Genomic DNA, 18,682 nt, shown 5'->3' with positions numbered 1-18,682 from the left:
TACGCCAGGCCGGTTGCCAGGTTTCGTGGTGTTTGAGCCCGTGCTTGAGCAGGCTCCAGAAGGAGTAACGGTTTGCCATGGACGTATCCGTGTCTAAGTGCCAGGGTGAGGACATTCTTGGCGACTTGGCGCGGGGTCGATAGCTTGCAGCAGACAAGCACTTGTTGATTTACGACAAGGAATCGCAAATTCGTTGCCACCCTGGCCGCGCACGGCAGGCGTGGCTGGATAAGGCGCGAGCAGTGGCCGCAACAGGCGTCACCGCCTGCGGCTCAGGGTGCTGGCGGCGGGCCGTGACGGGGGCTGTCGCCCAGGCGCATGCCTTCCGGCAACGGGCGATGCTTGCCCTGCCCCAGCCGCTGCGCCTTGTAGATGCCGGAATGGCCGGAGCACAGATAGCTCACCACGCAGGCCAGCGCGGCGTAGCTACCGATGTCGCTGCCGAACAGCTCCATCGCCATCAGCGTGGAGGCCAGCGGGGTGTTGGCCGCACCGGCAAACACCGCCACGAAGCCGACGCCGGCCAGCAGCGGCAGCGGTAGCTGCAGCAGCGGCGCCAGCGCATTGCCCAGCGTGGCGCCGATGTAGAACAGCGGCGTCACCTCGCCACCCTTGAAGCCGCTGCCCAGCGACAGCACGGTCAGCGCCAGCTTGGCGGCAAAATCATACGGCGCCAGCGGCTGCTGGAATGCCTCGACGATGGTGGGAATGCCCAGCCCCAGGTAACGCTCCAGCGGCAGGCTCCAGGCCAGCACTGCCAGCAGCAGGCCGCCGGCCAGCGGCCGCAGCGGTGCATAGCCGATGCGGCGTTTCACCCACGCCGTCAGCGCATGGGTGGCATCGGCGAACAGCTTGCCGGCCAGGCCAAAGGCGGCGCCGGCCGGCAGCATCGCCGCCAGACCCCACGCCGTCAGCGCCGGGATATGCGGCACCAGGTAGTGGCTGTGCTGCACGCCCCACAGCAGGCTCACCTGGTCGGCGAGGATCGCCGCCAGCATGCACGGCAGGATGGCGTCGTAGCGCAGGCGGCCGATGGCCAGCACCTCCAGCCCGAATACCGCGCCGGCCAGCGGCGTGCCGAACACCGAGGCGAAGCCGGCGCTGATGCCGGCCATCAGCAGAATGCGGCGGTCTTCGTGCCGCAAGCGGAAGATATGGGTGAGCTGGTCGGCCAGCGCGCCGCCCATCTGCACCGCGGTGCCCTCGCGCCCCACCGAGGCGCCGAACAGGTGCGACAGCACGGTGCCGCCCAGCACCAGCGGCGCCATGCGCAACGGAATCACTTTTTTCGGGTCGTGGATTTCGTCGATCAGCAGATTGTTGCCGGCCTCCACCTGCTGGCCGTAGCGCAGGTACAGCCAGCCGACGCCGAAACCGGCCAGCGGCAGCAGCCACAACAGCCAGCGCGACGCCTCGCGGGTGGCGGTGGCCCAGTCGAGGGCAAACAGCAACAGCGCCGAGGCGCTGCCGGCCAGCACCGCCACCGCGGCGGACAGCAGCAGCCACTTGCCGATATAAGGCAGCAAGGGAACGGGTTCGGAATGCACGGGATGCGTCATGGGGCGGGAGGAGCACGGCGATGCGGCAGTGTAGCCCAGCCGCACGGCATGCAGCCAGCCATCAGCTCGGCGCGCGGCCGGCCGCCAGTGCGGCCAACGTTGCCGGGTCGTTGGCATTGGCAAATGCCGCCGCATCGGCAAACGGCACCTCCACCACCCGCTGCGTCGCCAGCCAGCCGCGGATGCTGCGCTGGCCGCCGGCCAGATACGGCGCCACGCTGGCCAGCACGTCCACCTTGAGTAGCAGGCAGGCTGGCTGCGGGCCTTGCGGCGTCAGCGGCAGCGCAATGTCGGCGTCGCCGGCCGCCAGCGCTGCGGCCAACGTGGCGGCAAGGTCCGCCGGCAGGTCCGGCGTATCGCACGGCGCCAGCTGCAGCAGCGCGACGTGCGCCGGCAACTTGTCCACGGCGCTGGCCAGCGCCGCCAGCGGCCCCATGCCCTGCCAGCCGGCATCGTCCGGCCATACCGCTACGCCGAAGCGGCGGTAATCCGCCAGGCTGCGGTTGGCGCTGATCGCCAGCCAGCCCAGCTGCGGCGCCAGCCGCGCCAGCACGTGTGCGGCCAAAGGTTGGCCGCACAGCGACAGCTGGCCCTTGTCCTGCCCGCCCATGCGGCGGCCCTCGCCGCCGGCCAGCAGCAGCCCGCCCAGGGTGGCCGGCCCAGTCAGTTGCAACATCGCCTTCTCCTGCTTGTTCCGCAGCGCTTGGCCAGCGGTAACAGTTTCACTACGGCCACGCGATGGCAGCCACGGCTTGCTCATACGCATTCGGCCGCCTCGTCGGGCCACGCCAGCGTGCGCCGGCTGTCGAACAGCCGCTCGCAGCCATCGATCGGGTCGGTAAAGGCGATGCGCCGCGCCAGCAGCGCCAGCGGGTGTGAAAAATCGTCTGCCGCCTTGTCGTTGCGGAAATCCGGGTACCACGGGTCGTTGGCGATGGCGATGCCCAGCGCCGCCAGGTGGGCGCGCAGCTGGTGCTTCTTGCCACTGCCCGGCATCAGCCGGTACTGCGCCCAGTCGCCGCGCCGCTGCATGAGTTCGATCAGCGTGTCGCTGTTCGGCTCGCCGGCCACCTCCTGCATCACGAAGCCGCCCGGCAGCTCCTGCAGCCGGCTGCGATGCTGCCGCGGCAGTGCCAGCCCGGCGCGATACGGCGCGATCGCCTCGTAGCACTTGTACACCGCGCGCGCCTCGAACAGCCGCTGGTAGGCGCCGCGTGCCGCCGGGTCCAGGCAAAACAGCATCACGCCGGCGGTTTCGCGATCCAGCCGGTGGATGGGCGAGGCGTCCGCCAGCGCCGGATCGCGCCGCAGCCGGGTGAGCACCGTCTCGTGCAGGTGGCGGCCGCCGGGCACGCAGGCCAGGAAGTGCGGCTTGTCCACCACCAGCAGGCGCTGGTCGCGGTACAGGATGTCGATGTCGAACGGCACCGGTGTTTCGCCCTCCACGCTGCGGAAGTACCACAGCCGCTGCCCGGGCCGGTACGGCGCCTCCGCCGCCAGCGGCTGGCCGGCGTCGTCCCACAGCTCGCCTGCGGCCAACCTTTGCTGCCAGCTGCCGGCCACATGGGCAAAGCGCTGCTCGAGATAGGCCAGCAGGCTGGGCCAGGCCTCGTGCGGCAACACCACGCAGCTGGCATGGACACCGTCACGCGGCGGCAGGGGGCAGGATCGGACAGACACGCAGACTCCATCGGGTGCCCGCACGGCGGGCGCAAGGCCGTCATTTTAGCGGATAATGCCGCTCTTACTCCCAAGCAGGATTGCCGCCATGAAACACGCCCCGCTCAGCGATCAGGACTACCAGCGCCTGGAAACCATCCTGCAACGCTTTGCTGCCCAGGGCGCGATGAGCCTGGAGCAGCTGGACGGCTTTCTGGCCGCGCTGCTGGCCGGCCCGGAATCGCTGTCGCCGCAGGACTGCCTGCCGCTGATCCTGGGCGATGCCTTCGACGACGACGACGCCTTCCACAACCCCAAGGAGCTGGAACGCTTCGCGCGGCTGGTAAGCGGCCACTGGCACGACATCGCCCACGCACTGCAGCACGGCGACGACTTTGCGCCGTGGCTGACACCGGACGCCGCCGGCGAGGTGCACGGCAACGACTGGGCGGAAGGTTTCTACCAGGGCATGCAGCTGATGGCCGAGGACTGGCAGCTGCTGTTCGACGACGCCGATGCCGCGCCGGCGCTGGCGCCGATTCTGGCACTGGCCTTCGAACGCCACCCGGACCCGGACATGCGCCCCTTCATCGACGGCGCCAGCCGCCAGCAGAAGGACGAATGGCTGGGCGAAATCGGCGCCGCGGTGCCGGCCATCCACCGCTTCTTCGCCGCCATCCGCGCCCGCATCGAGGCCGAGATCGCGGCGGACGAGCACTGACCCGGAGCCGCCCGCATGAGTGAGCTAGCCGATTTCTGGAACCAGCGCTTTACTCAGCCGGAATCCGCCTATGGCGAAGCGCCCAATGATTTCCTGCGCCAGCAGGCCGCCCTGCTCGCCCCCGGCAGCCGGGTGCTGAGCCTGGGCGAAGGCGAAGGCCGCAACGCGGTGTACCTGGCTGGCCTTGGCCACCAGCTCACCGCGGTGGACGCCTCCTGGGCCGGCCTCGCCCGCCTGCTGCAGCGCGCCGGCAGCGCCGAACTAGCCATCACCGCCACCCTGGCCGACCTGGAGCACTACGACTTGGGCGAGGCGCAGTGGGACGCCATCGTCTCGGTGTTCTGCCATCTGCCCGGCCCGCTGCGCCAGCGCGTGCTGGCCGGTGCGGTGCGCGCGCTCAAGCCCGGTGGCCTGCTGCTGATGGAAGGCTACACCCCGCGCCAGCTGGCCTACAGCACCGGCGGGCCGAAGGACGCGGACATGCTGCTGGAGCCGGCACTGGTACGCGCCGAGCTGGCCGGGCTGGACTTGCTGCGCTGTGCGGAAATCGAGCGCGAGGTGGTGGAAGGCCGCCTGCACACCGGCCGCGCCGCGGTGCTGCAGGTAGTTGGCCGCAAGCCCGGCTGAGCGGCCCCAGCCGTCAGCAAGACAGGCGGCGGCCCGGTGGCGGGCCGCCTGCCCGGCGATATGCAAGCACATCGGCTTATCGACAAAAACGCCACACTCCCCTCGCTGTAACGCACTGCGTTCTTGCCTTGTTATTTGAATTCGTACAGAATCAAATCAACAGGAGGACGCCATATGACCCAAGGTGGAAAACGCGAAGGTGCCGGGCGCAAGTCCCGCTTCGGCGGCGACAAGACCGTTGCCATGCGCGTGCCGGAACCGCTGAAACCGGTGCTGGAAGACTGGCTGGATGAATACCGCATTCTGCGCGGCCTGCGCAACAACGCCGCCGGCGACATCGCCCTGCTGGGCGAAGCGCTGCAGAACCTGTCGCTGCCGCTGTTCGCCAGTCGGGTGCCGGCCGGCTCGCCGGTGCCGGGCGATGATCTGAAAGAAGCCGACATCGACCTGAACGAGCACCTGGTGCGCAAACCGGCCTCCACCTTCCTGGTGACGGTGAAGGGTGATTCCATGCTCAACGCCGGCATCCACGATGGCGACCTGCTGGTGGTGGACCGCTCGCTGGAGCCGCGCAACGGCAAGGTGGTGGTGGCAGTGATCAACGACGAGCTGACGGTGAAGCGGCTGGAACGCTCCGCCGGCCGCATCCGCCTGTTGCCGGAAAACCCGGACTTCAATCCGATCGAAGTGCCGGAAGGTGCCAGTTTCTTTATCTGGGGTGTCGTGACCAACGTGATCCACGCCGTGGATTGATGGCAAGGAGATGAACATGAGCCAGCAAGACAACAACGCAATCAAGATGATGTTCCGTGACTGGAAACGCCTGCCGCGCACCTTCCGCAGCGTGGTGGAAGGCCAGCCGCAGGTACTGCTCACCCGCACCGGTCGCAGCTACTTCGTGCCGGTGGAATTCGTCGGCTGAGCCCTCCCCGCATCCCCCTCCACACGGCTGCCTGCGGGTGGCCGTTGCCTTTGTCGCCGGAGCGCCGCCCCGGCGGAGCCGATCCACTATAGTGAATGATCCGATTCCGACACGGATCACGGCTCCCTGCGCGAGCCCAAGCAACGAGTCAGTTCGATTCCAGCGAATCGCTTGGCGGACATCCGGCCAACCCGGCACCACCCCGCGGCGCACAAGCGCCGGCGGCGGCCTGCGGCGGTTGGCGGTCATGCAGCACCTGCTGCACCCTCCTGGCCCGCCGCCGTTTTCTCTCCAAGGGCTACCTCATGGAGGATGTTGCAATGTCACAGCAGATGGAAAAGAAGGCCCTGAGCGCGCCGGATGAACTCCGCCCGTTCAAGGACAATATGGGCAGGCTGGCGGTGGTGACGCTGGGCGAGATGACCATGGGCCGCGGCGAGTTCGAGCCGGGCTGGCGCTGGAGCGAGCACGTCAAACCGCTGGCCGGCACCGACTCCTGCCAGGCCACGCACACCGGCGTGGTGCTGGAAGGCCGGCTGGTGGTGAAAATGGACGATGGCACGCAGATGGAATTCGGCCCGGGCGACGCTTTCTACATGCCGCCCGGCCACGATGCCTGGGTGGTGGGCGACCAGCGCTGCGTGCTGATCGACGTCACCGGTGTGGCCAAGTACGCCAAGCCACATTAACCGCCGTACCGCACGCGCCACGGCACAAGGCGGGCCATGCGGCCAACCTTGCCGGCCATGAAACAGCACGGCCACCCGAGGGTGGCCGTTGCCTGACACGCGCTGCAGTGCTTTACGCGGAAGTGTGCTTGAAGCGATCCACTTGCTGCACCAGCTCGCCCGAGGTGCGGTTCAGCTGCTCGGACAGCTCGGCGGCTTCCTGCACGATGGTGGCGTTGTCCTCGGCCAGGGCCGCGATGCGACTGATATTGACCGCCACTTCGCTGCTGGCCGCAGTCTGCTGCTGCATCGCCACCGCCGTGTCCTGGCTCTTGGCCGCAGTCTGCTCGGCCTCGTCGTGGATGCCGTCCAGCTCGCGCAGGGTATCCGCCACCAGCGTCAGGCCCTCATCCATCTGCCCGCGCGCCACCTGCATGCGGCTGGCGGCACTCTGGGTTTCACCGGTGATCACCTCGATCAACTGGGCAATTTCCACCGTTTCCTTGCCGGTACGCTCGGCCAGCTTGCGCACTTCGTCGGCCACCACGGCAAAGCCACGGCCCATTTCGCCGGCGCGGGCGGCCTCGATGGCGGCATTGAGTGCCAACAGGTTGGTCTGGTCGGCAATCTCGCGGATAGCGGTGATGATCTGACGGATGTTCTGCGATTTCTCCGCCAGCGAGATGATCATGGCGCCGGCCTCGTCCACGGTGGCGGCGGTGCCCTGAATCGCCTGGGTGGTGGCGTGCATGCGTTGGCGGCCGCCACGCACCCCCTGCTGCATGTCGCGCGCCACCTGCAGGTTCTGCTGGGTGTTGTCGCTGACGGCGGCAATGCCGGCCGACATCTGCTCGACGGCGGCGGCGATCTGGGTAGACGAGCTGCTCTGCGCCTCGGCGGCGCCGGCGGCGCGCTCGGACACGCCTTGCAGCGCACCGGCGGCACGCTGCAGCTGATGGGCATTCACCTTGACGACTTTCAGGGTGCCGGCAAAGGCATCCACCAGCGCGTCCAGCGCCCGGCCCATGCGGGCGATTTCATCGTTGCCTTCCAGCCGGGCGCGCACGCCCAGATCCAGGTTCTGGCTCATCTGCGACATCATGCCTTCCAGCTGCAATACCGGGCGGCGGATGCTGCGGTACACGGCCACGCCGCCGATCAGCAGCAGCAGGGTCATGGCGGCGGTGCCACCCAGCGTCAGCGCCATGCTGGTGCCGGCATGGCTGACCTGGGCTTCCACATTCTGGTGCAGGTGCGCCAGCAGCGCTTCCTGCGCGGCTTTCAGCTTGGCGATGCGTGCCGAGGTGCCGGCAAACCATTGCTGCGGCGTGGTGGCCACCGGGCTGCCCAGCGGCGTGCCATAAACGCCGTCGCGCAGGGCCTGCACCGCGCTCACTTCCGGCGCGGTGAGCGACGGCTGCAGCACCGCCAGCAGTGCCTGCGGCGCCAGCAGCTGCAGCTGGTTCATGCAGGCGTCCTGCTGCGCCTGCAGCGATTTGGCCTGCGCAAACTTGGCCTGGTCGAAACTGCCGCCAGCCAGCACGCCGTTGACGAAGCCGCGTTCGCGGCCGGCCAGCTCCTTGACGCACAGCAGGTTGGACAGCGCGGTGCCGTAACGCAGCACGTTGTCGTCATCGCTGGCGCTCTGCAGCGCGGCGGCGATGGTGGTCAGGTGTTCGATACTGCGGGTGAAATCGGCAAACACTTCCGGCGCCGGCAGGCTGCGGCCATCGATGCTGCCACGCTTGCCCAGCAGCGACTGCACCGAGGCGGCCGCATCGCTGGCCAGGCTGCCCACCTTGCCGTCATGCTCGCCGGCCTGGGCGCTGAATGCCTGCAGCGCCGCATCGCTCTTGCCGCGCGCGCTGGTCAGCGCTTCCGGCACGGCGCCCTGCCCGCTGAGGTAGCCATTGGTCAGGCCGCGCTCGGCCTGCAGGCTGTCGATCAGCTCCGATGACAGCGTGGCGACGTCCACCAGCTGGCGGGCGGCGCGCATTTCGTGCAGGGACACGTATTGCTGATAGGAAAAAACACCGGCCAGGACGAAGGTCATCACCGCGAACGGCAACACCAGCAGCAGTAGCTTGGGGCCTAGATTGAGTCGGGAAAGCATGGTGGGCTCCAGAACACAGGGGGGGTTGTCTTGAATGCCATGATGTTGGTTTTAGTTGGCATTCCGGTTTTTTATCAGAAATTTAATGCAAACAGCGTGCCCCCTTTTTGTTGCAGCGCAAATCCGGCAACAAAACGCCTGGCCGACAGCAAAAAAGGCCATGCCAGCACGGCATGGCCTCTTGTCTGTCAGCACGCATCCATCAGCCGCGCGGGCGCACCAGCTGCCAGGCGCGACCCAGGTAGCCCACGGCACCAAAACCGCTCCACACGTGCACCAAACGGGTGAACGGGAAGATCAGGAACAGGCTCATGCCCATGAACAGGTGCAGCTTGAAGATCGGCGAGGCGGTGACGATGAACTGGTCGGCGTCGCCGCGGAAGGTGATCACATGCTGTGCCCAGCTCATCAGCAGCACCATTTCGTGGCCGTCCAGGTGCTGGGCGGAAACGAAGATGGTGGACAGGCCCAGCAGCAGCGTGGCCAGAATCCACAGCAGCACCAGCTTGTCGCGCCAGGTGGTGTTGGCGGCCAGGCGGTCGCTGCTGAAGCGGCGGTGCAGCAGCAGCAGCACGCCGATCAGGCACAGGCTGCCCATGATGCCGCCGGCGGTCATGGCGAACACCTGCTTGAAGCTGTGGCTCACGCCCAGCGCGTCCCACACCGCCACCGGGGTCAACAGACCCACGGCGTGGCCGAAGAACAGGCCGATGATGCCGAGGTGGAACAGGATGTTGCCCAGGCGCAGGCTGCCGCGGTGCAGCAGCTGGCTGGATTCGCTCTTCCAGCTGTACTGTTCGCGCTCGAAGCGCACCAGGCTACCCAGGATGAAAATCGCCAGCGCGATGTACGGGTAGATCCCGAAAACGAATTGATGCAAGTAGTCCATGTCTTTCTCCTTGTTGCGGCCAACCTGGGCGGGCATCAGCGCCGCCCGCCCTGGCTAACGTTGGCCGCAGCGGATTAATGGCAGGCGGTCGGGCCGCTACCCTTGGGATAGAAATTGACCGGGGCGATCTGCGGCAGGGTTGGCTTCAGCAGCGGCTCCACGCCGTCGATGCCGGGGCCGAAGGTCTCCAGCGCCTCGTCCATGTCGCGGATCGGCGGCACGGTCAGCGGCTCGGGCGCCACCGGCGACAGCCACACCAGCGCCGCCAGCACGCCGGCGTAGTCGCTGCCGCTGTCGCTCAGCTTGTTGCCCACGTGCGCCAGCACGTGCACCGCGTCGCCCAGCAGACGGTTGGCCTCGTCGGCCTCGCACAGCGACAGGAACTCCAGGAACAGCGGCACGTAGTCCGGCAGCTCTTCGCTGACCGGCTCGAAGCCGTGCGCCCGGTACTCCTCGATCAGGTCCACCATGGCCTGGCCGCGGGCGCGGTCCTCGCCGTGGATATGCTCGAACAGGTGCAGCGAGTGCGAGGGGTTGCGGTCGAAGATCTGCACGTAGTCCTGCTGCAGCTCGAGCAGCTCGCCTGCGGCCAACCTTTGCAGCAGCGGCTCGGCATTGCCGGCCACCTCCTCGTCGGCGGCCAGTACCTGGCGGATTTCCGGCAGCGCATCCAGCAGGTCCTGCTGCGGATAGCCCAGCAGGGCTGCCAGTGCGCGATAGAGCATCGGGTTGTGCATGATGTCAGCCTCCGGCGTTGGCCTTGCGGTCGCGGCGCATGTCGTGGAACACAATCGGGGACGCCTTCTTCTTGCCGAACAGGCTGGGCTCGGACGTGCCGCTGGAGCAGCCGTTACCGAAAGTGAAGCCACAGCTGGCCTTGTCGTCGAAGGTGCTTTCCACCATTTCCTTGTGGCTGGACGGAATCACGAAGCGGTCTTCGTAATTGGCGATCGCCATCACCTGGTACATCTCTTCCACCTGCGGGCCGCTGAGGTGAGTGCCTTTCAGCGTGGCCGGGTTGATCACCTTGTCCACGCTCTTGCTGCGCATGTAGCGGCGCATCGCCACCATGGTTTCCAGCGCTTTCACCACCGGCTCTTCCTTGCCGGCAGTCAGCAGGTTGGCCAGGTACTTGATCGGAATGCGCAGGTCCTTCACGTCCGGGATGATGCCGTTCTCGCCGATCAGGCCGTTTTCCAGTGCGGACTGGATCGGCGACAGCGGCGGGATGTACCACACCATCGGCAGCGTGCGGTATTCCGGATGCAGCGGGAACGCTACTTTCCACTCCATCGCCATCTTGTACACCGGCGATTTCTGCGCGGCAGTCAGCCAGGCGTCCGGGATGCCCTGCTTCTTGGCTTCGGCGATGATGTCCGGCGCGTTCGGGTCGAGGAACACGCCCAGCTGTGCCTCGTACAGGCTCTTCGGATCTTCCACGCTGGCGGCGGCTTCGATCTTGTCGGCGTCGTACAGCAGCACGCCCAGGTAGCGGATGCGGCCAACGCAGGTCTCGGAGCACACGGTAGGCTGGCCGGCCTCGATACGCGGGTAGCAGAAGATGCACTTCTCGGCCTTGCCGGTGGTCCAGTTGTAGTAAATCTTCTTGTACGGGCAGCCGGACACGCACATCCGCCAGCCACGACACTTGTCCTGGTCGATCAGCACGATGCCGTCGTCTTCACGTTTGTAGATGGAGCCGGACGGGCAGCTGGCGACGCAGGCCGGGTTCAGGCAGTGCTCGCACAGGCGCGGCAGGTACATCATGAAGGTGTTCTCGAACGCCGAGTACATCTCCTTCTGGATGCCTTCGAACAGCGCATCCTTGGCGCGCTTGGAGAATTCGCCGCCCAGGTCGTCTTCCCAGTTCGGGCCCCATTCGATCTTGTCCATCTTCTTGCCGGTGAGCACCGACACCGGCCGTGCGGTCGGCGGGGTCTGCATTTCCGGCGCGTTCTGCAGGTGCTCGTAGTCGTAGGTGAACGGCTCGTAGTACTCGTCGATGGACGGCAGGTTGGGGTTGGCGAAGATGTTGGCCAGAATCTTCAGGCGGCCACCCTGGCGCGGCTCCAGCTTGCCGTCGCTGCGGCGCACCCAGCCACCCTGCCATTTGTCCTGGTTTTCCCATTCCTTGGGATAGCCAATGCCTGGCTTGGTCTCGACGTTGTTGAACCAGGCGTACTCGATACCGTCGCGGCTGGTCCACACGTTCTTGCAGGTTACCGAACAGGTATGGCAACCAATGCATTTGTCGAGGTTGAGCACCATACCGATTTGGGCACGGATTTTCATGTTCTTGCTCCTAATGTCTCAGAAGGCTCGGGAATGGCGGTGCCGGGGCACCGCCGGCGCGCTTACACGCCTTCCGAGAGCGGCTTGTCCAGCCAGTCCACGTTCTTCATCTTGCGCACGATCACGAACTCGTCGCGGTTGGAACCCACGGTGCCGTAGTAGTTGAAGCCCCAGGCCAGCTGCGCGTAGCCGCCGATCATGTGCGTGGGCTTGGTCACCGCGCGGGTTACCGAGTTGTGGATACCACCGCGCTTGCCGCTGGTCTCCGCGCCCGGCACGTTCACGATCTTCTCCTGCGCGTGGTACATCAGGGTCATGCCTTCCGGCACCCGCTGCGATACCACGGCGCGGGCCGTCAGCGTGCCGTTGACGTTGAACACCTCGATCCAGTCGTTGTCGACGATGCCGGCCTTCTTGGCATCGATCTCGGACACCCACACGTGCGGGCCGCCGCGGCTGAGGGTGAGCATGCGCAGGTTGTCGGAGTAGGTACTGTGAATACCCCACTTCTGGTGCGGCGTAATGAAGTTGAGGACGATCTCGGTGTTGCCGTTCGACTTCTTGCCCAGCACCGCGGCGGTGGTCTTCAGATCGACAGCCGGCTTGTACACGCACAGGCCTTCGCCGAAGGAACGCATCCACAGGTGATCCTGGTAGAACTGCTGGCGGCCGGTGATGGTGCGCCAGGGGATGTACTCGTGCACGTTGGTGTAGCCGGCGTTGTAGCTGACTTCTTCACTTTCCAGGCCAGACCAGGTCGGCGAGGAAATGATCTTGCGCGGCTGCGCCTGCACGTCGCGGAAGCGGATGCTGTCATGTTCGCGCGGCAGGGCCAGATGGGTATGGTCGCGGCCGGTGATCTTGGACAGCGCGTCCCAGGCCTTCACCGCCACGTGGCCGTTGGTTTCCGGCGCCAGGGTCAGGATCATCTCGGCGGCGTCGATAGCGGTATCCAGCTTCGGCTGGCCAGCGGCTACGCCGTCGGCCACGGTCTTGTTCAGGCCGCGCAGGATGTCCACTTCGTGGCCGGTTTTCCAGGCAATGCCCTTGCCGCCGTTGCCCACTTTTTCCAGCAACGGGCCGATAGAAGTGAACTTGTCGTAGATCTTGCTGTAATCGCGCTCCACCACCGACATCTTCGGCATGGTCTTGCCCGGAATCGGCTCGCACTCGCCTTTTTTCCAGTCGCGCGGGTCGAACGGCTGGCCCAGTTCTTCCGGTGTATCGTGCATCAGCGGGGTCAGCACCAGATCCTTGCGGGTGCCCAGGTAGTCGCCGCCAACCTCGGAAATCGCCTTGGCGAAGCCCTTGTAGATTTCCCAGTCACTCTTCGACTGCCACAGCGGCTGCACGGCCTCGGACAGCGGGTGGATGAACGGGTGCATGTCGGAGGTGTTCAGGTCGTCCTTCTCGTACCAGGTGGCGGTCGGCAGCACAATGTCGCCGTACAGGCAGGTGGTGGACATGCGGAAGTCCAGCACCACCAGCAGGTCCAGCTTGCCTTCTGCCGCCGGGCGCACGGTGATTTCGGTCGGCTTGATGCAGCCGTCCTCGTCGTTCATCACCGCGTTCTGGGTGCCCAGCAAATACTTCAGGAAGTATTCGTGGCCCTTGCCGGAGGAACCCAGGATGTTGGAACGCCACACGAACATATTGCGCGGGAAGTTCTTCGGGTTGTCCGGGTCGTTGCAGGACATGTCCAGCTTGCCGGATTTCAGGTTCTCCACCGCGTAGGCGATCGGGTCCTTGCCGGCCGCTTCGGCATCGCGCACCACGTCCAGCGGGTTGGTGGTCAGCTGCGGCGTGGACGGCAGCCAGCCCATGCGCTCGGCCTTGGCGTTGTAGTCGATCAGCGCCATCTGGCTCATGCGGCCATCGGCGGTGGGGGCCAGGATTTCGTTGACGCCCAGTTTTTCGTGGCGCCACTGGCTGGTATGCGCGTAGAAGAAGCTGGTGCCGTTCATCTGGCGGGCCGGACGGTTCCAGTCGGCGGCGAAGGCCAGCGGGGCCCAGCCGGTCTGCGGACGCAATTTTTCCTGGCCCACGTAGTGGCACCAGCCGCCGCCGCTCTGGCCGATACAACCGCACATCATCAGCATGTTGATGATGCCGCGGTAGGTCATGTCCATGTGGTACCAGTGGTTCAGCGCGGCACCGACGATCACCATGGAACGGCCGTGGGTCTGGTCGGCGTTCTGCGCGAACTCGCGCGCCACCTGGATCACCATTTCCGGCTTCACGCCGGTGTGTTTCTGCTGCCAGGCCGGGGTGTACGGCACGTCGTCCATGTAGCTGGATGCCACGTTGCCGCCGCCCAGACCGCGGTCGATGCCGTAGTTGGCCGCCATCAGGTCGAATACGGTGGCCACCAGTGCAGTGCTGCCATCGGCCAGGGTCACCTGCTTCACCGGCACGTTGCGGGTCAGCAGTTCGTCGTGCTCGCTGCCGAAGTACGGGAAGCCCACGCCCACCACGTCGTCACGCTGGTCGATCAGCGACAGACGCGCCTTGATCTCGCGGTTGCTGTGGCCGTCCTTCTCTTCCAGGTTCCACTTGCCGGACTGGCCCCAGCGGAAGCCGATCGAACCGTTCGGTGCCACGATGTCGCCGCTGGCTTCGTCCAGCACCAGGGTTTTCCATTCCGGGTTGTTGTCTTCGCCCAGGTTGGCCGCCAGGTTGGAGGCACGCAGGAAGTAGTCGGGGATGTAGCGGCCGCCGTCTTTCTTCAGCGTCACCAGCATCGGCATATCGGTGTACTGGCGGATGTAGCCGGTGAAGTATTCCGACGGATTGTCGAGGTGGAATTCCTTAAAGATCACATGGCCCATCGCCATTGCCAACGCGGCGTCGGTGCCCTGCTTCGGCGCTAGCCAGATGTCGCCGAACTTGGCCATTTCACCGAAGTCGGACGATACCGCCACGGTCTTGGTGCCCTTGTAGCGCACTTCGGTATAGAAGTGGGCGTCCGGGGTACGGGTCATCGGAATGTTGGAACCCCATACCATCAGGTAGTTGGAGTTGTACCAGTCGGCCGATTCGGCCACGTCGGTCTGTTCGCCCCAGATCTGCGGGCTGGCCGGCGGCAGGTCGCAGTACCAGTCGTAGAACGACAGCGGCACGCCGCCGATCAGGCTAAGGTAGCGGCTGCCGGCGGCGTAGGACACCATGGACATGGCCGGAATCGGCGAGAAGCCCACCACGCGGTCCGGGCCGTAGTTCTTGATGGTGAAGGCGTTGGCCGCGGCGATGATTTCGTTGACTTCATCCCAGCTGGCGCGCACGAAGCCGCCCTGGCCACGCTTGGACTTGTACTGCTTGGCGGTTTCCGGGTTCTGGCTGATCTGTTCCCAGGCCTCGATGGCGCCCATGCTCTTGCGCGCTTCGCGCCACAGCTTCATCAGGCGGCCACGCACCATCGGGTATTTCACGCGCTGGGCGGAATACACATACCAGCTGTAGGAGGCGCCACGCGGGCAACCGCGCGGTTCGTGGTTCGGCAGGTCGGGACGGGTGCGCGGGTAGTCGGTCTGCTGGGTTTCCCAGGTGATCAGGCCGTTCTTCACATACACCTTCCAGCTACAGGAGCCGGTGCAGTTCACCCCGTGGGTGGAGCGGACAATCTTGTCGTGCTGCCAGCGCTGGCGATACCCGTCTTCCCACTTGCGGTCTTCTTTTACCACCGCACCGTGGCCATCGGCGAAGGTGGATTTCACCTTGCCCAAAAAATTCAGTCTGTCGAGAAAGTGGCTCATTTTGCCTCCGAATGTTTGCCGCCTGGCGGCCCGCAAAGGTTGGCCGCGTTGCAGCTGCGGATACCTGTGGTCACGCTGGTAAGCTTAGGCGGGCAAGGCAAACGCGCCCATTCGCCACAGGTGGCACGGCGCCCGGACAGACGGAGGAAGACGAACTAGCTCGAAAGGAGTAGCCCACCCCGCCATCTAGCGGGTGGGGCCATGAAAAAATGCGGCCAACCCGCAAAGGTTGGCCGCATCGGCAACAGCAGCAAAAACTCAGGCCTGGCGCGGTTTGTAGCCGGCGGCACCGTAGAACAGGATGAACAGGTAGCACAGCAGCGGCACGCCGAACGAGGCCAGCAGGCTGAGGTGGTCGGCCACACCGGCCTGCAGCAGCGGCAGCAGCGCGCCGCCGACAATCGCCATGCACAGCACGCCGGAACCGGCGCCGGTATCGCGGCCCAGGCCGTTCAGCGCCAGCGAGAAGATGGTGGGGAACATGATGGAATTGCACAGCCCCACCGCCAGCAGGCTGTACATCGCCAGCTTGCCGCCGGCCACGATGGCCAGCGCGATCAGCAGCACCGACAGCAGCGCATTGCAGGCCAGCACCTTATTGGCAGCCACGCGACGCATCACCGCGCTGCCGACGAAGCGGCCAACCATGGCACCGCCCCAGTACAGCGCCAGCAGCTTGCCAGCCGCGGCCTGGCTCAGGCCGCCGATGTCCGGCTGCTCCATCAGGCTCACCAGGAAGCTGCCGATACCCACTTCGCCGCCGACATAGACAAAGATGCCGATGGCGCCCAGTACCAGGTGGCGGTGGCGCAGCACGCTTTTCATGCCGTGCTCGGCAGCGGTCTTGTCATGCACCTCCGGCAGGCGCAGGCGGGCAAACACCGCGGCGATGATGAACAGCGCCGCCGCCAGCCCCAGGTAGGGCAGCTGCACCGCACTGGCGGCCGAGGCGCCGGCGCTGGCGCTGGCGCCCAGGATCAGCAGCGAACCCAGCAGCGGTGCCACGGTGGTGCCCAGCGAGTTGAACGCCTGGGTCAGGTTCAAGCGGCTGGAGGCGGTGCGCGCCGGCCCCAGGCGGGTGACGTAGGGGTTGGCCGCCACCTGCAGGATGGTGATGCCGGCCGCCAGCACGAACAGTGCGCCGAGGAAGGCGGCATACGACAGCGTGGCCGCCGCCGGATAGAACAGCAGACAGCCGGCGCCGGCGATGGACAGCCCCACCACGATGCCGCGCTGGTAGCCCAGCGCCTGCACCAGGCGCCCGGCCGGCAGCGACACGATGAAATAGGCGGTGAAAAAGCTGAACTGGATCAGTGCGGCCTGCACGTAGCTCAGCGCAAACACCCCTTTCAGGTGCGGAATCAGGATGTCGTTCAGCGAGGTGATCAGACCCCACATGAAGAACAGCGACGTCAGAACGGTCAAGGATTTGCCGTGGTTTTGCGTATCGACATGCGCTTGCATGATGCGAGTGCTCCCTGTGTTGTTGGGCAAAGGAGCGCTAGTCTAATTTCAATGCCGTTTGTACTCGATTGCTTTCACCATTCTTACGCATGGCTTTCACCAAAATCGCACACCGACACTGGAAATTACCATTTATTTCAATGGCTTGACAAATGCAAATCGCGGCAAGGTTGGCCGCACCAACTTGCAGCACGGTAAATTTCTGTAAGTTTCATGTAAGAAAATTACCAGTTCCGCACCCGCAGCGGCCCACCGCCGGGGCATGCCGGCTCAGGTGGTGTAGCAGGCCACGTCGCGGCGCATGTTCTGCGCCAGCTCGTGCAGCCGCAGCGCGTTCTGCGCCGTGCTCTGCGCCGCGGCACTGCTCTGCTCCGCGATCTGGGCGATGCCTTCCACCTTCTGCGCAATGCGGCCGCTGGCCTCGCTCTGCTCGTGAATGGCGGTGGCGATCTCCGCCACCTGCTGCCCCACCTGCCCGGCCAGGGTGCGCAGCTGGCCGACGGCTTCCCCCGCCTCGCGCACGCGCGCCACGCCCTGCTCCACGCGGCCAACCACGTCGCCGATGCGGTGCACGGTGGCGCTGGAGCCATCGCGGATGCTGGCCACGGTAGCGTGGATCTGCGCGGTGGAGGCGGTGGTGCGCTCGGCCAGCTTGCGCACCTCGTCCGCCACCACGGCGAAACCGCGGCCGAATTCGCCGGCGCGCGCCGCCTCGATCGCCGCGTTCAGCGCCAGCAGGTTGATCTGGTCGGCGATGTCGCCGATCACGTTCACCACCGATTCAATCGACTCGCTGCGGCTCTGCAGCTCGGTCACATAGCGCGCGGTGTCGTTCACCGCGCTGGCGATGCCCTCGATCTCCGCCACCGTGTCGCGGATCATCAGCTCGCTTTGCACCACCTGCTGGCCGGACACCACCGCCAGGCGGTCGGCATCGCGCGCGTGCGCGGCGATATGGCCGATGCTGCTGGTAACTTCCTCGATCGCCGACGCCATTTCCGCCGCCGACGCGCTGGCATGCTGAGCCCCGCTCTTGACCTGGTCGGACGCCACGCTCAGGTCTTCCGCCGCGATGGTCACCGCGTGCGAATGGTGGCCGATCTGGTGGATGGAATCGCGCATCTTGCCCAGCAGGTGGTTGAACGCCTGCAACAGGCCGCCGATCTCGTCGTTCCTGTGCACCGCCACGCGCTGCGACAGGTCCTGGCGGTCGGAAATGCCGCGCACCGCCAGCACCGCCGACTGCACCGGGCGGTTGATGCTGCGCAGGATCAGCCAGCCGCAGCCGAACAGCAACACCATCGACAGCAGCAGCGAGGCGGCGAAGATCCATTTCGCCGTCGCCATTTCCGCCGCCGCCTGCGCCTGGTTGTGGCGGCCCTCGTCCAGCACGTCATTGACGATGGCGGTCACCGACGCGCCCAGCTCGGTGCCGGCAACCCGCCACGGCTCGGCCACCGCCGACATCTGTGCCACCGTCGCCCCCGGCGCCACCCGCACCGCGTGCACGCGGTCCAGCAGCAGCTGGTACTGCTCGTACAGCGTTTCGAAGCGCTGCACGTGCGCCAGGTCTTCCGGGTGGCGCAGCTGCGCCTTCAACTGAGCCAACAGCTGGCGCAGCTTCTGCCCGGTCTCGCGATTGCGCAGCCGCGCCTGCAGCTGGAAGCCGCGGTCCTGCTCGTACACCTGCAGGATGTCGTCGATGCGCAGGTCCTTGAAGGTGCTGCGGATATTGGCCACCAGCCCCAGGCGCGGGATCAGGCGTTCATTCACCACGTCCAGCTTGGCATCGGCGGCGCGCAGCGCCTGCAGCCCCACCAGGCTGGGTACCAGCGCCGCCAGCAGCGCCAGGATGGTAAAACACAGCAATTTCAGTTTGATGGTCATGGTCGGCATTCCAAAAAAGGTCGGCCCGCCGGCTGCGCGGGCATGGCAGTTGCTGGTTTCCTGTTGTCCGTCCGGCCGCCGGCCGCGTCTGCGCGCGGTGTGCTGTGCTGGTGGCGCAAGACGTATAGC

Annotated in this window: 15 protein-coding genes; 5 read left to right on the top strand and 10 right to left on the bottom strand. The window is 66.0% G+C overall.

From position 1 onward, the window contains the following. Positions 1-272: 272 nt before the first annotated feature. The 3 genes from ACFOLG_RS09625 to ACFOLG_RS09615 form a co-directional block, all read right to left on the bottom strand. The gene (locus tag ACFOLG_RS09625) at positions 273-1,547 is read right to left on the bottom strand and encodes a voltage-gated chloride channel family protein (protein ID WP_386091216.1); all 1,275 of its coding nucleotides are present in this window, start codon (positions 1,545-1,547) and stop codon (positions 273-275) included. Between the two features lie 73 nt (positions 1,548-1,620). Beyond that, positions 1,621-2,235, bottom strand: coding sequence for a molybdenum cofactor guanylyltransferase MobA (gene mobA / locus ACFOLG_RS09620; RefSeq protein ID WP_386091215.1), 615 nt, complete (start codon positions 2,233-2,235; stop codon positions 1,621-1,623). An 80-nt stretch (positions 2,236-2,315) separates the two neighbouring features. Next, entirely contained in the window at positions 2,316-3,239 is a 924-nt protein-coding gene (locus ACFOLG_RS09615) for a pseudouridine synthase (protein ID WP_386091213.1), read from the bottom strand. Positions 3,240-3,327: 88 nt separating this feature from the next. Between ACFOLG_RS09615 and ACFOLG_RS09610 the strand changes: the two genes are divergently transcribed. The 5 genes from ACFOLG_RS09610 to ACFOLG_RS09590 all read left to right on the top strand — a co-directional run bounded on the left by ACFOLG_RS09610 (position 3,328) and on the right by ACFOLG_RS09590 (position 6,177). Then, positions 3,328-3,939 (top strand): UPF0149 family protein, encoded by a 612-nt coding sequence (locus tag ACFOLG_RS09610; protein WP_386091211.1) that lies wholly within the window; start codon positions 3,328-3,330, stop codon positions 3,937-3,939. A gap of 15 nt (positions 3,940-3,954) precedes the next feature. Then, entirely contained in the window at positions 3,955-4,566 is a 612-nt protein-coding gene (locus tag ACFOLG_RS09605; RefSeq protein ID WP_386091209.1) for a class I SAM-dependent methyltransferase, read from the top strand. 174 nt (positions 4,567-4,740) lie between these two features. Next, positions 4,741-5,319, top strand: coding sequence for a LexA family protein (locus tag ACFOLG_RS09600; RefSeq protein ID WP_386091208.1), 579 nt, complete (start codon positions 4,741-4,743; stop codon positions 5,317-5,319). 16 nt (positions 5,320-5,335) lie between these two features. Further along, on the top strand, positions 5,336-5,488 hold the full coding sequence (locus tag ACFOLG_RS09595) for a hypothetical protein (RefSeq protein WP_386091206.1): 153 nt from the start codon (positions 5,336-5,338) through the stop codon (positions 5,486-5,488). A 320-nt stretch (positions 5,489-5,808) separates the two neighbouring features. Beyond that, a complete protein-coding gene (locus ACFOLG_RS09590; protein WP_386091204.1) occupies positions 5,809-6,177 on the top strand; it encodes a cupin domain-containing protein in 369 nt (122 codons plus the stop codon). Positions 6,178-6,289: 112 nt separating this feature from the next. Here the strand turns inward: ACFOLG_RS09590 and ACFOLG_RS09585 are convergent, their stop codons facing one another. The 7 genes from ACFOLG_RS09585 to ACFOLG_RS09555 form a co-directional block, all read right to left on the bottom strand. Next, positions 6,290-8,269 (bottom strand): methyl-accepting chemotaxis protein, encoded by a 1,980-nt coding sequence (locus ACFOLG_RS09585; RefSeq protein ID WP_386091202.1) that lies wholly within the window; start codon positions 8,267-8,269, stop codon positions 6,290-6,292. Positions 8,270-8,471: 202 nt separating this feature from the next. Then, the gene (narI, locus tag ACFOLG_RS09580) at positions 8,472-9,158 is read right to left on the bottom strand and encodes a respiratory nitrate reductase subunit gamma (RefSeq protein ID WP_386091200.1); all 687 of its coding nucleotides are present in this window, start codon (positions 9,156-9,158) and stop codon (positions 8,472-8,474) included. Between the two features lie 74 nt (positions 9,159-9,232). Continuing rightward, positions 9,233-9,895 carry a nitrate reductase molybdenum cofactor assembly chaperone gene (gene narJ / locus ACFOLG_RS09575; RefSeq protein ID WP_386091198.1) on the bottom strand — a complete coding sequence of 221 codons (663 nt, stop codon included), beginning with the start codon at positions 9,893-9,895 and terminating at the stop codon, positions 9,233-9,235. Positions 9,896-9,899: 4 nt separating this feature from the next. Further along, on the bottom strand, positions 9,900-11,450 hold the full coding sequence (narH, locus tag ACFOLG_RS09570) for a nitrate reductase subunit beta (protein ID WP_386091196.1): 1,551 nt from the start codon (positions 11,448-11,450) through the stop codon (positions 9,900-9,902). Between the two features lie 62 nt (positions 11,451-11,512). After that, positions 11,513-15,202, bottom strand: a complete 3,690-nt coding sequence (locus ACFOLG_RS09565; RefSeq protein WP_386091194.1) for a nitrate reductase subunit alpha — start codon at positions 15,200-15,202, stop codon at positions 11,513-11,515. Positions 15,203-15,460: 258 nt separating this feature from the next. Then, positions 15,461-16,666: a sugar MFS transporter gene (locus tag ACFOLG_RS09560; RefSeq protein ID WP_386091192.1), complete on the bottom strand. Its 1,206-nt coding sequence runs from the start codon at positions 16,664-16,666 to the stop codon at positions 15,461-15,463. Positions 16,667-16,936: 270 nt separating this feature from the next. Beyond that, positions 16,937-18,553: a methyl-accepting chemotaxis protein gene (locus ACFOLG_RS09555; RefSeq protein WP_386091190.1), complete on the bottom strand. Its 1,617-nt coding sequence runs from the start codon at positions 18,551-18,553 to the stop codon at positions 16,937-16,939. Positions 18,554-18,682: the final 129 nt, after the last annotated feature.

Origin of the sequence: Vogesella facilis, from assembly GCF_042648525.1 — a bacterium.
Lineage (GTDB): Bacteria > Pseudomonadota > Gammaproteobacteria > Burkholderiales > Chromobacteriaceae > Vogesella > Vogesella facilis.
The sequence above is the reverse complement of the archived record's forward strand: the minus strand, read 5'-3'. Positions and strand labels throughout refer to the sequence as shown.